This is a genomic window from Streptomyces sannanensis (genome assembly GCF_039536205.1).
Classification (GTDB): Bacteria; Actinomycetota; Actinomycetes; order Streptomycetales; family Streptomycetaceae; genus Streptomyces; species Streptomyces sannanensis.
Genome location: NZ_BAAAYL010000001.1, coordinates 755,679 through 770,927 on the forward strand (window position 1 = coordinate 755,679; position 15,249 = coordinate 770,927).

General features: G+C 68.7%; 11 protein-coding genes and 4 pseudogenes. 10 read left to right on the forward strand and 5 right to left on the reverse strand.

Going from position 1 to position 15,249, the window contains the following annotated elements:
* Positions 1-60 precede the first annotated feature (60 nt).
* A pseudogene (locus ABD858_RS03300) lies at positions 61-1,071 on the forward strand (DEAD/DEAH box helicase); the annotation flags it as partial.
* Between the two features lie 831 nt (positions 1,072-1,902).
* On the opposite strand, the gene ABD858_RS03305 reads toward ABD858_RS03300, so the two are convergent.
* Complete coding sequence (locus tag ABD858_RS03305; protein ID WP_345034454.1) at positions 1,903-2,871, reverse strand: acyl-ACP desaturase; 969 nt, start codon at positions 2,869-2,871, stop codon at positions 1,903-1,905.
* Between the two features lie 468 nt (positions 2,872-3,339).
* Here ABD858_RS03305 and ABD858_RS03310 point away from each other — a divergent pair, with 468 nt between their 5' ends.
* The gene (locus ABD858_RS03310; RefSeq protein ID WP_345044246.1) at positions 3,340-4,122 is read left to right on the forward strand and encodes a transposase; all 783 of its coding nucleotides are present in this window, start codon (positions 3,340-3,342) and stop codon (positions 4,120-4,122) included.
* 458 nt (positions 4,123-4,580) lie between these two features.
* Here ABD858_RS03310 and ABD858_RS03315 read toward each other — a convergent pair whose 3' ends face one another.
* Entirely contained in the window at positions 4,581-5,957 is a 1,377-nt protein-coding gene (locus ABD858_RS03315; RefSeq protein WP_345034455.1) for a uracil-xanthine permease family protein, read from the reverse strand.
* Between the two features lie 271 nt (positions 5,958-6,228).
* Between ABD858_RS03315 and ABD858_RS03320 the strand changes: the two are divergent.
* The 4 genes and pseudogenes from ABD858_RS03320 to ABD858_RS03335 form a co-directional block, all read left to right on the forward strand.
* Positions 6,229-6,555, forward strand: a pseudogene (locus tag ABD858_RS03320) (IS1380 family transposase); the annotation flags it as partial.
* Between the two features lie 133 nt (positions 6,556-6,688).
* A complete protein-coding gene (locus ABD858_RS03325) occupies positions 6,689-7,336 on the forward strand; it encodes a Mu transposase domain-containing protein (RefSeq protein WP_425586145.1) in 648 nt (215 codons plus the stop codon).
* Positions 7,333-7,554, forward strand: a pseudogene (locus ABD858_RS03330) (ATP-binding protein); the annotation flags it as partial. The gene ABD858_RS03325 and the pseudogene ABD858_RS03330, both read left to right, overlap by 4 nt.
* A gap of 159 nt (positions 7,555-7,713) precedes the next feature.
* The gene (locus ABD858_RS03335) at positions 7,714-8,199 is read left to right on the forward strand and encodes a hypothetical protein (RefSeq protein WP_345034457.1); all 486 of its coding nucleotides are present in this window, start codon (positions 7,714-7,716) and stop codon (positions 8,197-8,199) included.
* A 144-nt stretch (positions 8,200-8,343) separates the two neighbouring features.
* Here ABD858_RS03335 and ABD858_RS03340 read toward each other — a convergent pair.
* The 3 genes and pseudogenes from ABD858_RS03340 to ABD858_RS03350 all read right to left on the reverse strand — a co-directional run.
* A pseudogene (locus ABD858_RS03340) lies at positions 8,344-8,852 on the reverse strand (winged helix-turn-helix domain-containing protein); the annotation flags it as partial.
* 108 nt (positions 8,853-8,960) lie between these two features.
* Complete coding sequence (locus ABD858_RS03345) at positions 8,961-9,446, reverse strand: TrmO family methyltransferase domain-containing protein (RefSeq protein WP_345034458.1); 486 nt, start codon at positions 9,444-9,446, stop codon at positions 8,961-8,963.
* A 75-nt stretch (positions 9,447-9,521) separates the two neighbouring features.
* A complete protein-coding gene (locus ABD858_RS03350; RefSeq protein WP_345034459.1) occupies positions 9,522-10,907 on the reverse strand; it encodes an NsdA family TPR-like regulatory protein in 1,386 nt (461 codons plus the stop codon).
* Between the two features lie 343 nt (positions 10,908-11,250).
* Between ABD858_RS03350 and ABD858_RS03355 the strand changes: the two genes are divergently transcribed.
* The 4 genes from ABD858_RS03355 (at position 11,251) to ABD858_RS03370 (ending at position 15,246) form a co-directional block, all read left to right on the forward strand.
* On the forward strand, positions 11,251-11,739 hold the full coding sequence (locus ABD858_RS03355; protein ID WP_345034460.1) for an ATP-binding protein: 489 nt from the start codon (positions 11,251-11,253) through the stop codon (positions 11,737-11,739).
* Between the two features lie 104 nt (positions 11,740-11,843).
* Positions 11,844-12,485, forward strand: coding sequence for an HAD family hydrolase (locus tag ABD858_RS03360; protein WP_345034461.1), 642 nt, complete (start codon positions 11,844-11,846; stop codon positions 12,483-12,485).
* On the forward strand, positions 12,482-14,335 hold the full coding sequence (locus tag ABD858_RS03365; RefSeq protein WP_345034462.1) for a hypothetical protein: 1,854 nt from the start codon (positions 12,482-12,484) through the stop codon (positions 14,333-14,335). The genes ABD858_RS03360 and ABD858_RS03365 overlap by 4 nt, the downstream gene beginning before the upstream one ends.
* Entirely contained in the window at positions 14,332-15,246 is a 915-nt protein-coding gene (locus ABD858_RS03370) for a thymidylate synthase (RefSeq protein ID WP_345034464.1), read from the forward strand. Before ABD858_RS03365 ends, ABD858_RS03370 begins: the two co-directional genes overlap by 4 nt.
* Positions 15,247-15,249 lie beyond the last annotated feature (3 nt).

A 15,249-nucleotide genomic window follows, 5' to 3' on the forward strand; every position in this document is an offset into this window, starting at 1 on the left:
CGGACGCGTATCCGCTCACCGGGGTCCGCACCGTCACGGTGCGGACCCCGGTTTGCCTGCATGTCCCGTAGGCCCCAGAAGTCGAACCGGCGTGCCTTGTCACCCCCACCGTCCGCGTCGTCGCCAAGGGAATTCCGGCTTCCGGAAAGCACGACGCCCGCAGACTTCGCCGGTCTGGACATGCCGGCGGGGCTGCTGAAGGCCCTCACCGCGCAGGGCGTGACCACCCCCTTCCCCATTCAGGCCGCCACGCTGCCCGACTCGCTCGCCGGCCGTGACCTGCTGGGACGGGGACGCACCGGTTCCGGCAAGACCCTCGCGTTCGGGCTGGCACTTCTGGCCCGTACCGCCGGACTGCGGGCCAAGCCCAAGGCACCCCTCGCGCTCGTGCTGGTGCCCACCCGTGAACTCGCCCAGTAGGTGACGGACGCGCTGACCCCCTACGCCACGGCGGTGAACCTCCGGCTGGCCACCGTGGTCGGCGGGCTGTCCATCACCAGACCGCTGCGCTACGGCGCGGCACCGAGGTGCTCGTGGCGAGTCCCGGCAGACTCAACGACCTCGTGGAGCGTCACCCTCTTCCTCGATACGAAGAGACCCGCCGACCGGCTCGCCAAGCGGCTCCTGGCCGTCGGCGTCCGTGCGGCCGCACTGCACAGAGGCCGCACCCAGCCACAGCGGAACCGCACCCTGGAACAGATCAGGAGCGGCCAGGTCACCGCGCTGGTGGCGACGAACGTCGCGGCCCGCGGCATCCACATCCACAACCTCGACCTCGTCGTGAACGTCGATCCCCCACCGGCCACATAGGACTACCTGCACAGGAGCGGCCGCACGGCCCGCGCCGGCGGCACCGGCAGCGTGGTCACACTGGTCCTGCCCGACCAGAAACGGGACGTCACCCGGCTCATGTCGGACGCGGGCATCCGCCCCAGGACGGCCCGCATCACGTCGAGCGGCGCGGAACTGGCCACCATCACCGGCGCCCGCGAGCCTTCCGGCGTTCCCGTCACCATCGAGGTCACCCAGCCGGCGACACCGACAGCGCCCCGCCGAGACCCGAAGACCGGCACCGAGCCCGGCAGGCGGTCCGGCCGCCGCCGAAAGGGCGGCAGCGCAGCGGCGACAGATGCTGCCACCGGAACAAAGAACCGGGGCTCGAACCGCCGGGTCGGAGCCGGGGCAGCAGTAGCTGGCGGGCCTTCCGCAACCAGCGGGCGCGGTTCTGCCCTCCGGACGGGGGCCGGCGAGGCCCAGGCCCCCTGTCGGACCACCCCAAACAAATCGACCCCATGCCGTGACCTGCACATATCGCTACAGGCAGGTAGCGGGCCTGCGTGCCCTTCGTTCGGGACGAAGAGGTCGTGGGTTCAATGGCCGCCACCCGACCCAGGCTCAGGGACTGATCACGCACGGGGGCCAAGGAGCGCATTCGATGCGGCCGGTATTCGACGCCACAGTCTCGCCACATGCATCAGCCAAGGAAGCTCAGCCGCACCTGACGGTTGGGATTATCCCTGTTTGTGTCCGCCAACCTCCGCTAGGACAACGGCCAGGGTACCGAGGGAGGACGCTCCACGTGGTGTGTCATCCCCCGCACCACGTGCGCCGCCATCGGCCTCGACCATTTCGCTCCGGCGGAAGGTCAGCCCTCTCAGACATAGCGCAGACGGCGACGCGGCACCCGGCGAACCGGGCCCGCGTCAGTGTCTCGCCGCCCGGATCCGGGCTGATGAGCGGAACACCGCCATGAGCCGGGGCTGATGACCGTCAGAGACGACTCCCGGTGCAGCGGGCGGGACAAGACCGCGCACCCGACGGCCCTGCAGCCGCACCCGTTTTTCCCCCGTGAGCACCGTGTGACCGCTCGGTGCCGAGCGTTGCGGGGACGGCGACCGACGGTCAGTTCCGAGCCGCGGCGCGGCGCGCGAGGATGACGGCGCGACGATCGTCGAACCGGGTCGCCTGGGCGTCCAGTGAGCCGAGGAACTCGCCCAGCTCCTGCTGCGCCTTGAGCCCCTCGGGGCCCAGGCCGGAGATCTCCAGGATCTTGAGGTGGCGCAGGACGGGCTGGAGGACGTCGTCGTGGTGGACGCGCAGGTTGTAGACGCCGCCGAGGGCGATCTCGACGGCGGCCCGCTCGAAGCCCGGCATCCCGTGACCGGGCATCCGGAAGCCGGAGACCACGTCGGCGACGGCGCGCATGGTCTGGTCGGGGGCGATCTCCAGGGCGGCCTGGAGCAGATTGCGGTAGAAGATCATGTGCAGGTTCTCGTCGAGCGCGACGCGCGCGAGCAGGCGGTCGCAGACCGGGTCGCCGGAGTTGTGGCCGGTGTTGCGGTGCGAGATGCGGGTGGCGAGCTCCTGAAAGGCGACGTATGCCACGGTGTGCAGCGGGGAGTGCCGGTTGTCGGAGACGAACCCGGCAGACATGTGTGTCATCCGGGCCCGCTCCAGCGCCACGGGGTCCACCGCGCGGGAAGCGAGCAGGTAGTCCCGCATCACCATGGAATGCCTGGCCTCCTCCGCGGTCCACCGGTGCACCCAGGTCCCCCAGGCACCGTCGCGCCCGAACAGGGTGGCGATCTCGTGGTGGTAGCTCGGCAGGTTGTCCTCGGTAAGCAGGTTCACCACCATCGACACCCGGCCCACCTCGGTCAGCGGTGACTGCTCCGTGGTCCAGGGGTCACCACCCAGGGGCCCGTCGAAGTTCCGTCCCCGGCTCCAGGGAACGTACTCGTGGGGCATCCACTCCTTGAAGACGACCAGGTGACGGTTGAGCTCCCGCTCGACCACCTCCTCTAGAGCGTGCAGAAGCTGGATGTCGCTCTGGCTGCCGCGCGGGGCGGGCAGGGGTGCGGACGTGGGCATGGGGATCCGGCTTTCCTCGGGGACACGAACCTACGGTTCCGTAAGTTAGGCGATCCGAGGGTTGCCGTGATGAGGCCGTTCGGCCCGCCGTTCGGCCCCTTTCGCCATGGGTGGTGATGGGCTTGACTCGCCCCTGGGTATCCGGCCGGCGACGCTCCGTCATCCCGACCGGAGGCCCCATCCCGCCCGGGCAGAACCCCGTTGTCTCATCCCCCTCCGGGCGCTACGCCAAGTGACCATACGGGCCGTCAGCCGGCGGCAACGATGCGGTAGCGGTGACGATGCCGGGCCGGATACTGATGAACGTGTCCGCCTTCTTGTCGATCCAGGGAACCAGGCGGCTTCGGTACCGCCCGACGAGCTCGGGGTTCTGGACGACGGTCGCGGGTCGAGCGGCCGTACGACGGCTGCGGAAAGTGCCTGCTCGGGGTACACCGGCTGTCGCGGGTCAAGGCCGCCACGACCTCGCTGACCGGAGCCTTCTCATCCGCGCTGCGCAGGCTGCGGAAGCGCGGCACCGGACACGACCCGGGCCGGATCGCGGTGGACCTGGCAGTGATGCTCGCCGACGGCGGCGAGGCGATCTCCGACCTGGCCTTGCTGCGCGACCAGCGTGAGGTGTTCGGCCCGGTGGCCTCCACCCTGACTGCCTGGCGCCTGCTGGCCGGCATCGACCTCGCTGCGCTGGCGGCACTGCGCATGGCCCGGGCCGCCGCGCGGGAGACGGCCTGGCTGCAGGCCGCCGAGACCCAAGGCGGCATCCCCACAGCCCACGCCGGCGGACGCGACCTGCCCGGCCTGGTCCTGGACATCGACGCCACCCTGGTCACCTGCCACTCCGAGAAAGAGCAGGCCGCGGCCACCTACAAGCGCGGCTTCGGCTACCACCCCATGCTGTGCTTCCTGGAAAACACCGGCGAAGCACTGGCCGGAATGCTCAGGCCCGGCAACGCCGGCGCCAACACCGCCGCCGACCACATCACCGTCCTCAATGCGGCCCTGGCCCAGATCCCCGACGCCCACCGCCACGGCACCCCCATCCTCATCCGCGCGGACAGCGCCGGAGGCGGAAAGCATTCCTGGAACACGTGCGGGCCCTGCGCTCACGTGGCATCCACACGTCCTTCTCCGTCGGGTACGCCGTCACCGAGCCGGTCCGCCGCGCGATCCGGGCCCTGCCCGACCAGGTCTGGCACCCCGCACTCGAACAGGACGGCACCCTGCGCGAAGGCGCCGAGATCGCCGAGCTGACCGGCATGGTCGACCTGGCTGGCTACCCGGACGACCCGCATCATCGTCCGCCGCGAACGCCCGCACCCCGGCGCCCAGCTCTCCCTGTTCGATCTCGACGAGGGCATGCGCCACCAGGTCTTCGCCGGCACGTAAGGAGTCATCGGTCAGCAGCAGTGACCGGTTCTTCCTCAACACCTTGGCGATCATGGGGATGCACCGAATCGGGAGCGCAGCCGAGCAAGCGGAGTCGCCCCCTGACGCGCTGATCGAAGTCGCGCTTACGCCACGTCAGTGGCAGCACATCCTCCTTGTGCTGACGGCAGTGACCGGTCCCGGGTGCTGCTCGAGGTCCTCTCGGGGTGGAATGCTCGAAGCGCGACTACCGCGACAGAGACGGCAACGGGAACGGGCGCGAACGGCGACTGAAACAGCCCCGCCCGCGCCCGGGACATGTCCGTCAGCGCGCGTTCCCTTCCTTACGCCACTGAGTCGTCGTACCTCGTCGTGCCCTCGTCCAGCAGCGCTCCCTGCGGCGTGCCCGCAGCCTTGGAGAGCCAACGGAGGGAGTGGTAGCCGGTGAGCACCAGGAGGGTGCCGAGGGCGATGCCGCTGAGCTCGAAGTTGTCGGTGATCTTCAGCGACACGCCGCCGATGCCGACGATGACGCCGGCGGCGGCCGGAATCAGGTTGAGCGGCTGGCTGAAGTCAACCTTGTTGCGGACCCAGATCTGAGCGCCGAGCAGACCGATCATGCCGTACAAGATGACGGTGATGCCGCCCAGCACGCCGCCCGGGATGGCCGCGACGAACGCCCCGAACTTCGGGCACAGACCGAAGAGCAGCGCGAAGAACGCGGCGCACATGTAGGCGGCGGTCGAGTAGACGCGGGTGGCGGCCATGACGCCGATGTTCTCGGCGTACGTGGTCGTGGCTGGGCCACCGGCGACCGTGGAGATCATGGTGGCCGCGCCGTCCGCGGCGATGGCAGTGCCGAGCTTGTCGTCGAGTGGGTCGCCGGTCATCTCGCCGACCGCCTTGATGTGGCCGACGTTCTCGGCTACCAGAGCAATCAGGACGGGGAGGGCGACGACGATCGCCGACGCGCTGAACGAGGGCGCGTGTATGTGGGGAAAGCCGACCCAGGCGGCTTCCTTGACCGAGCTCAAGTCGAGACGCCAGTGGTCCACGACCTTGCCGCTGCTGTCGGCGGAGTGGATCTTGCCCAGGGCGAGGTCAAGGATCCAGGAGAGCGCGTAGCCGAAGACCAACCCCAGGAAAATGGCGATGCGTGACCAGAATCCGCGCAGGACGACGAGCGCGAGGCCGGTGAACAGCATCGTGGCGAGCGCCGTCCACTGGTCCTGCGGCCAGTAGGTCCCCGCAGCCACCGGAGCGAGGTTGAAGCCGATCAGCATGACGACGGCGCCCGTCACCGCCGGCGGCAACACCGCGTGGATGACCCGCGCGCCAAGGAACTGGACCACGACACCAACCACGGCTAGGGCGAGGCCCACCACGAACAGCGCGCCGGTGAGTTCCGCCGGCCCACCGCCCTGGCTTCCGATGACAGCGGCGACACCGACGAAGGAGAGCGACGATCCCAGGTAGCTCGGGACTCGTCCGCGCGTGATGACCAGGAACAGCAGGGTCGCGACACCCGAGGCCATGAGACCGAGGCTCGGGTTGAGCCCCATGAGCACCGGGGCGACAAAACAGGCACCGATCATCGAGACGACATGCTGCGCACCCAACCCGATCGTCCGGGTCCAGGTGAGCCGCTCGTCGGGCTTGACGACCTCACCTGGTTTCAGATGCCGGCCATCCCCATGCAGCTTCCACCCAAAACCTGACATTCAGCACTCTCCATTCGTGTACTTGCCGAACGGAAAGTACAAGACCAGCGGTCGGTCATTCGCACCAACCCGGTGCCGGACCCACCCGGACTGTCATCCGCGTGACCTGGCCCGCTTGCCGAGGACCTACCGGGTTGCACGTCGACAATGGTACGAGAACGCGTTCGTACACCCAGTGAGCCTGCGCGTTTCACTTGCGGCGGTGTCCGATTCTTGATCGGAAAAGCGAAAGTGCCTTCTGAACTGGGAAGATGAGGCTTGTCGAAGGTCTCTGTCATCACAGCAGGAAGGCACTTTCTGCGTGCACCCTACCCGGTCGCGTCCCAAGCTCGTCGTGTCGGCCGACGGTCACGGGGTGGTCAGCCACGCCGGATCCCGCCTGCTGGCTGATCTCGCTGATGTCACTGGCCTGACCAGCGCCTTCAGGGACGCTCTGCGTCGACTGCGGCCACGTGGCACCGGGCACGATCCCGGCCGGATCGCGGTCGATCTCGCGGTCATGCTCGCCGACGACGGCGAGGCGATCGCGGACCTGGCCCTGCTGCGCGACCAGGCGGAGGCGTTCGGCCCGGTCGCCTCCACCCCGACCGCCTGGCGCCCGCCGGCACGTCGCCCCTGGTGAGGCCGTCCCGCTGCACCCGGAAGCGGTCGGCTTCGCCGGCCACTACGACTTCGACATCGACGTCCTGGCCGCCTACCGTCCGCAGGGCAAGGGCCGGGTCGAGCGGCAGGTGCTGATCGTCCGCGACCACGTCCTGTCCGGCCGATCCTTCTCGTCCGTCGAGGAGATGGGCGCCGCCTTCACCACGTGGGTGCCGCAGCGTCGGGCCCAGATCCACAAGACGCACCGGGAGGTCATCGCTGAGCGGGCGGCCCGTGACCACGTGGCCCTCAAGCCGCTGCCGCCGACCCCGTATCTGGTGGCCGAGCGGCACCTGCGGCCGGTCGGCAAGGACTGCCTGGTCGCCTTCGGCGACAACCTCTACTCGGTGCCCGCCCGCAAGGTCCGTCCGCGTCAGCTGGTGGAGATCCGGGCCACGAAGTCGCAGGTCATGCTGCACTCCACCGTCGCCGACAGCAGCGGCGAAACACTGCTGGCCACCCACCTGCGGGCGGTCGGCCGCGGGGTCCGCGTCGTTGAGGAGGCTCACTGGGACGGCCTGCCGACCGGAAAGGGACGCCGGACCACCACCGACGGTGTCCTGCCACAGCCCCGTCGTGAGCGTCGTCTGGGCGAGGAGGCCGGACCTTTGCAGGCCCTGCTGAACCGGGCCGCGGCCACCCGCATCGAGGTCGGCCGCCGTCCGCTGTCGGTCTATGACGAGCTGACCGGCACCCGTCCCTTCACCACCCACCTGAGCACGAGGGAAACGTCTTGAGCGAGCTGGTCAGCACCCGCATCCGCAACACGGCCGGCAAGCTCGGCCTGCCCCACCTGGCCGAAACGATCAACGAGTATACCCGGCGGGCCGACGAGGGAAAGATGGGTTACCTCGACTTCCTCGACCTGGTGCTGTCCGAGGAACTGGCCGTCCGCGACGACCGCCGCTTCCGCCAGGGCCTGCGGCTCTCCCGGCTCCCGCACCACAAGACACTCCAGTTATCTGGGGTAGTGGTGAAGAAGTCTTGCAAAGTCGCTGTTCAGGACGCTGCGGACGTGTCCGGAAGGTCGCTCCGGTTCGCCCTCTACCCAGGGTGCTTGCTCTTTGAGGTAATCCGCTGTCCTGTCAGATTGGTGCATCCGTAGGATCACCTCATGACTGCCGATGCCCCGCTCACCCGAGAGTCGTTCCGGCGCCTCCAGCCGATTAGCGCGCCCAGGCCGGTGCCCCAGGTGCCCGATCGTGTTTGGACTGACGAGGACTGGGACCGGATCCAGCGCGGATATCGAGCCCGGGACATGGATGAGAAGTGGAACATCTTCGTCGAAGCCGATGTCGTTTTCATGCACCGGAGTTGGACCGGTCTCGGCGTCTATGAGGCGTCCTCCGCCCCCGTGGCTGGTGGTGGGAGGAGGATCTCCTCTGCCGTGGTGGAGGCCGATGGAGAGCGCTATCGGAGCATGGGCGACGAGTACGACCGCCTGATGATCGAGCTGATCATCAGCGCGATTGTCCTTGGTGAGCCGGCCGCCGACCTCCGGGCCGGACTCGTGGAGCTGACTGCTCGGGCTTCGGGAAAGAGCGATCTTCCCTCGGGTGTGGTGCAGCACAGTGTTCTGGGACTGCGTTCTGAATCGTGAGACCTGGACCCAGGCGAGTGTTGTCACGACCTCGCGCTATGTGACTGGATCACGCGTTGCAGGCACAGGATCTCGCCATGTGCCGCGTCCAGTCGTTGTTCGAGTTCTTGGACGCGCTCGCGGTGGGTGGTCCGCTCACGGGGCGATCCACGCACCCCGGGCCGCCGCTTCCCTTTTACCTGCGGCCAGACCTCCTTCTTCCACATCTCCACCGCGTCGTCGTCCCGCTCGATCGCCCGCCGGGCCGGCTGCTGCCAGGACCAGCCGTGCCGCTTCAGCAGCAGCCAGGTGCCCTCGACCGTGTACGAAACGTGAAACAGCCGACCGATCAGCGTCTTGATCCTCGCCAGGGTCCACCGCTGATCCGGCCACCCGTGCGCGAGCGGACCGCGCTCCAGCTCCCGCTCCAGCCGCTCCATCTGGGCCGGTCCCAGCCTCGGGCGTCCCGGCGAGCCCTTCGCCAGGACCCCGGACTCGCCCTGCTCGCGCCAGGACTTCCGCCACCGCTCCACCGACCGCTCCGACACCCGTAACGCGGCGGCAATGTCCTTGTTCTTCTCCCCGCGCTCGAAGCGCTCTGCGGCCTGAAGCCGAACTCGCTCCCGCGCGGCCCTCCCAGCGTCGGTCAGCCCGCCGCCCTGCGCGTATCTCACCCACCCAGAACTACTGGACCTGACGCTCAACTGTCAGGCCGATAGCCCGACATCACCCCATCAAGTTCAGTAGTCGGAACGGGCACCCGATTCGACGACCGCATCAGGTCAGCGCTCTCCAGCATCCCTCCAGTAGTTCTTCAGCATCTCGCTCGGCCACGAAGGCTGTGTGACGGGGCCGCGGGGAAGCATCTCCTTGAAGACCGCCACCAGGTCGACCACGAGGGTGCCCTCGTCCGCATCGAGATCGGTGACGTGCAGGTCTCGTCCGTGGACGCGAAGCAGCCGCGGGAACGAGGTCGCGAGCCGGGCCGGGCGCCGGTGGTTGTGGTGCACGAAGGTGCCGGTCGCCGGCCACGCCGGATTGTCGCGCGGGCTGCGCGCGTGCAGTGCTACGTCCTCGGGAGAGCCGAAGTTGAAGAACCATGTGACCTGGAGGTGCGAGAACTCCTCGATACCCTGCAGCGTCTCCACCGCGTACTCCGGACGCAGTCGGATGATCGACTCCACGCCGCCCTTGAAGTCGTCGAGCCGCCCGGTGGGACCTCCGACCACATCGGCGATCACCGGCACCTCGATGGACTTTGTGGACACGGGTTCCCCCTTCTCCGCTCGCGGCAGGGCAAGGCGGTCGCCTACAGCGCGCCCGCCTTCGCCACCATGGCGCCGTTAGGCTACTCGTTCGAGTACGGCCTTGGCGCGCTCGTCGATCTCCGCCGCCGCGCTGATCCCTCGATTACGGAAGGGGGACAGCACCCTGCGCATGTTTACGACAGCCTCCCGCGCTCGGCCCGACTGAACTCCTTCCATGGCGTCCAGGGCCAGCGCCCACGTGGCGCAGGCGGCTTCGACATTGCCCTGGCGGGCCTGGACCGTGCCCATGTAGCCCAACGTCACGGCGTGGGTCCGGCTGAAAGTGTCGGCCTTCCTGGTCAGCACGCTGTTGTTGAATTCTCTGAGCGTCCCGTCAAGGTCGCCGAGGGTCCACAGGGTGCGGGCGGTCTCGTGGGCCAGCGAAGCTCGCTGGAAGAACCACACTCGACTCGGGTCTTCGTCACCGGGCCCCGCCGCAGCCAGGTCGTCCTCGGCCCGGAGGAGTGCTGCGATCGCTTCACGCCTCTGCCCATCCGCGGCAAGGCTGCGCGCCTGCACCACGCCGAGCAGCGCCCGCTCGCGAGGTGTTGCCAGGCTGTACCGCTTGCGCTCGACAGAGGCCGCGGCGAGGTTGACGGCTGCCCTCGGGTGTCCCAGGTCCGTTGCCTGGTGGGCCATCGCGCGCAGGATGTGTCCCGCCAGCGGAGCGTCATCGGCTTCCGCCGCGAGCTTCAGCGCCAGCGTGAAGTAGCGTCGCGCCGCCTCGTGCTCAGAGGCGTCGAAGCTCATCCAGCCGGCTACATACACCGCCTCGGAGGCAGCGGAGAGAAGATTGCTGCGTGTCTCGTCGCTGGCAAACACTCCACCGACGTACCTCGCCACATCGTCCCGGATGTACTGGTAGAGGGCCGTACGGCCATCCATCCCGCCGTGCCGCTGGTCTCGTGCGGAGAAGAACTCTGTCAGCTCGCGGACCGCGTTGACCTCTGCGTCGCCGATCCTGCGGTTCGTGGCTGCAGGCCGAGATCTCGCTCGCTGGGGAGCTTCATCCCACCACTGCTGCCCGGGCAGAACCAATCCGCCCACCGAGTAGGCAGCACCAGCCAGCAGCTGACGGCGTTCCAGATCCACGTCGCTTCTCCCCAGGTCCAGCAGCGCCGTCACAGTATCGACGCGCCACTCGGATACCGGGACCGCGCCGGGAACCGGTGTGGAAAGTCCGATTTCCGCGAGCGTGACCGAGCGTTGCAGCCGTCGGGACAACGTCTCGCACAAGATAAGGGGCGCTCTCCCCCTGGGGCGCGTTCCCGCGATCCACATGGCGATGTGCGAGCGGGTTGTACCGAGCAGCTCGTCGGCGCCGACCTCGGCAGCGACTCGCACCAAGGCAGCAGCGACCTTCGGCTGCGACCAGCCCGTTTGTGCGATCACAGCAGCCAGCTTTTCGTTCCTGCGCGCCATCCTGCGCCCCTGTTCACAAGAGAACAATCTTTGACGGGTTTGACGGCATCGCTGTCCGGCTGGGGATACCAACCCGCCGTGATCCACGGTTCGCTCAACGTCAACGAAACCACCAACTGCCTTTGGCCCGGAGGGAAACCGGTGAATACCAGCCAGACACCTGGCGCCGACGCCAGAACGCCCCCGGGCGCACATCGGCGTACTGACGATGCGTTAGGCAGCCGGAATAGCGGTCCTGCGCCAGCTGTGCGGGTGCTGGCCATGAACGTCTGCCGCTTCGACGCCTCGGAGGAGACCGCCCGCCGAGTCCTCCACGGGCTCCGGCAGCTGTGAGGAGGCGAGCGTGGACCGGATTCAAACGCTGGGCAACATCATCGACGCCCCCGAGCACCAGAAGAGTCTGACGCTCATCGCGAACGACAGGGCTTCTGGCGTGGCTCGCTCCTTCACGCGCGATGCACTCACGGCCTGGGGTCTGGAAGACCTCCTGGATCGGGCTGTGCTGATCGTCAGCGAACTCACCACCAATGCCGAGCGCCACGGCCGATCCTGTCGAGGCACGGCGGAAGACCGGCCCGAAGCAGGCGACGAGGAAGACGAGCAAATCACACTGACCCTCGCCGTCCAGGCCGGCGTCGTGGGGATCGCGGTGGAGGACAACTCCTCGGAGCTCCCGATGCCGAGGATTTCCTCCCTCTACGCGACCAGCGGACGCGGCCTGTGCCTCGTATCGGCGACGGCCGATGTCTGGACCGCCTACCCAAAGGAGGACGGAAGCGGCAAGCGGGTGATCGCCTTCGTGAAGCGCCCCGAGCCAACCGTCACTTCCTGAACCCCTCCCCCTTGGAGATCTTCATCATGCCACCTCGGCTTACCCCCTCAACCTCGCCCCGCTCTAGCGAGAGGAGGTTGGAGCGCGATCCCGAAACACCACGTGTGCTGCTGCTCGACTTGGACGGGGTGCTCGTCGACACGCGCCCGGTCATGGAAAGCGCGTGGCACCGGGTCCAGGAAGCCCATGGCCTCGACGTGCCGTTCGAGGAGTACGAACGCCACCTGGGCCGGCCCTTCGCCGACATCATGAAGCAGCTCGGGCTCGTGGACGCCGAACGGATCCACCAGACGTACGCCGAGGCGTCCACGGCTGCCTCCTACCTCGCCCGGCAGTTCGAGGACATCTCGAAAGTCCTCCACACTTTCGTCGCCGCCGACTGGCTGCTCGGGATCGTCACGTCCAAGCCGTTGGATCGGGCCGCCCCGCTCCTCGCTCAGCTCGGCTGTCCGTTCGCCACGGTGCGCACGCCGAACGGGGTTGGCCGAGGCAAGCCGGCACCGGACCCGATCCTGCTCGCCCTGATCGACCTCGGCGCCGATCCAGCCGACGCGATGTACGTCGGCGACATGGCGGTTGATCAGGAGGCGGCCCGCCGCGCCGGCGTCTCGTACGTGCACGCGGGCTGGGGCTACGGCTGTCCGAGCGCGCCCGCCCCGGCTGTCGCCGAATCGCCGAAGGACCTCCTGCGCCTCCTGGAGGTGGGCGGCCCCACCATTCCTTTTCTCGAGGGGAGCCTGGTGTGAGGATTCCTAGGCGCAGCACTCTCGGCGTCGCCCGAACCGAGTTCGGCGGGCAGCCGCTGTGGGCGCTGGTCGGCGAGGGTGCTCTCGCGAGCATGGGATCCGACCGGATCACCACGAGGCATCTGGAGGCGCAGCCGCTCGACGCGCACGCCGTGGAAGCGCTGGTCGACCACGTGATGGGGGCGCTTGAAGCGTACGGCGCCGGCCTTGCGAGTACGCCGGGAAGCGCCGGGTGGCTGTACGTACAACACGTGCCGACGCGGCGCCTGGTGGCACAGGTCGTACGCAAGCTGATGGCGCTCAGCGCCTGGGAGCCCTTCGCGAAGGCCCCCGGTCCGCTGGGGCTGGCACCGTACGAAGGACTCGTCGGGCTGCGGTCGAGCAGCTCGCGGGAGTACCGGGCCTACACCGTCACGTGGTCCGGCGCCGCCTACGTGCTCGGGGCTGCGGCGCCGTACAACCCGCTGTGGTCCGCAGAGTTACGCAACCTTCCTCGTGTCCGCGACACCGCCGCGGTGCCAAGCCCGCCTGCTTCGGAGCTGCCGCAGAGCGAGGTCGTTGCGTTGTCATGGTCCTCCCGCCACGCGGCCACCCTGCTGCCGGTTCTCGAAGACCTGGCACGCGACGGACGAACGGGCCTCATGGTGGACCTGGCCACCGATCCGGCGGAACGATGCCCCACTCCGGGGGTCAAGGATGTGAGCCTCTGCTCGCCCCCGGTCGGCCTTTTCAACCTGTCCGGAGCCGTGGACTGCCTCCGCCTGCCGGACGACGACCACGTCGTCCAGGTGAAGGAGCACGCCGTTCATCTGGCCCGACTGGTCCGGCTTATCTCGGTACTCCTGGAGACGAGCGGCGGGTGCACGCAGCCGTCGTGGCGGTCCGTCATCCAGGCGGAGACGTGGCTCGACGGCGTTCTCTCCGCGGCCCGGCCGCACACCCTGCTGGTCAGCAACGACACCAGCCCGCTGGGCGCACTCGCCGTACACGCGGCCGAGCGCCATGGCGTGAACACGGTCCACGTCCAGCACGGTGCGTGGATGGCGGATTCGGTCGCGTGGCCAGCGCTGCACAGCCGCGACATCGTCGTCATGGGAGAGCGTGACGTCCCCCTCGCCAAAGCCTGGGCGCGTCACCCGAACGCCGAGGTCCATGTCCTGGGGCAGCCCCGCTTCGACGCGCTCGCCGGCCTCGGCATCGAGGCTCAGCGACGGTACCTGGAGAACATGCTGGCTTCCGGCACGGGCCGAGGCCCTGCCCGCATCGCGGTGTGGGCCTGCCAGCCCTTCGGATTCGACCGGCTCAAGGCCCAGGCCGAACTCCTCCTGGACGGACTGTGGAAGGCCGACGGCGACTGGGGGCTCGTCATCGCCCCGCACCCCGCGCAGAGCGCCGAGGTCTTCTCCCCCCTGCTCCAACGGGACGGCAAACCGTTCGTGGCCGTGGCGGATCCGCGGGTGGGCGCGCGGGGCTGCCTCGCTGGCGCCGATGCTCTGGCGAGCGCCTACTCGACGTGCGGGATCGAAGCCGCTCTGCTCAACGTACCGGTCCTCGAAATCGGTTCGCCCGACGAGCGCACGCTCAGGCTCGCGGACCACGGCCTCGCACGGCGCTGCAGCACTGCCGACGACGTCGCCGACGCCCTCTCCGGACTACGCGATCCGCGCCTACCCGCTGCGCAGGCGGCGACGGATGCGGTGTGCCGCTGGCGCGGCGACAGCGCCGCTCAGGTCGCACGGCTCATCGCCCGCCGCGCCGACTGTCATGTCACACATCCCGACCACGTCCACCACGATGCCCACGGCACCGATTCCGGCATGCCGCAGGGTGAAGGAGTGCCTACCCGATGACACACCTGACCGCCGACAGCGTTGCCGAGCTCTTCGTCGGCGCTGTCACCCTGGCCAAGTCCGGCGAGAGAGTCAGTCCCAGGGACATGGCAACCCGTGAGGTGCTCGACGTCCACATGCGGCTCACCCAGCCGCGGGCCCGCCTGCTGTACGCGCCGCCCGCCAGGATCCTGAACCCCGCGTTCGCGGTGGCGGAGACCGTGTGGCACCTCTCCGGCTCGGACGCCTCCTGGATCTTCGACTACAACGCACAACTGCGGCAGTACGCCGACGGCGGAGTCCTGCGCGGCGCGTACGGGCCGCGGATGCGGAACTGGGCAGGAAAGGTGGACCAGCTGCGCCGCGTCGTCGAGATCCTCAAGGAGGACCCCGACTCCCGCCGGGCCCTGATCCAGCTCTACGACCCGGCCCAGGACGCCGCCGGGCACAAGGACGTGCCCTGCACACTCGGCTTCCGTTTCCACCAGGATGTGTGGATAGGCATGCCGTACGACCTGTTCTTCTACACGGTCCTGCACGAGCTGGTCGCCGGCTGGCTCGGCGCCGAACTGGGCGAGTTCTACCACCACGTGGGCTCCCTGCACATCTACGAGCGCGACCTCGACCAGGCGGAGCAGCTCACCTCCATCGCCGCAAGCGCGGTCATGCCGGACCTCACCACACCCTGGAAGGGCTTCGACCGCCTTCTCGACCAGGTCCAGGCACGCGACGTCACCGGCCACCCGGGCTGGGACGCGATGGCAGAGACGCTGCGGAGCTACCGGCTGTGGAAGGACGGCCTGCGCGAGCAGGCGTGGCGGGTGGCCGACAAGATCGACGGGCCGCTCGGTCAGGCGCTGACCGCCTGGTACGGCGAGCTGAACCGCCGCGTCAGGATTTCGCCCGTCCGCGCGACGGCGGGAGCGAGGTGACGC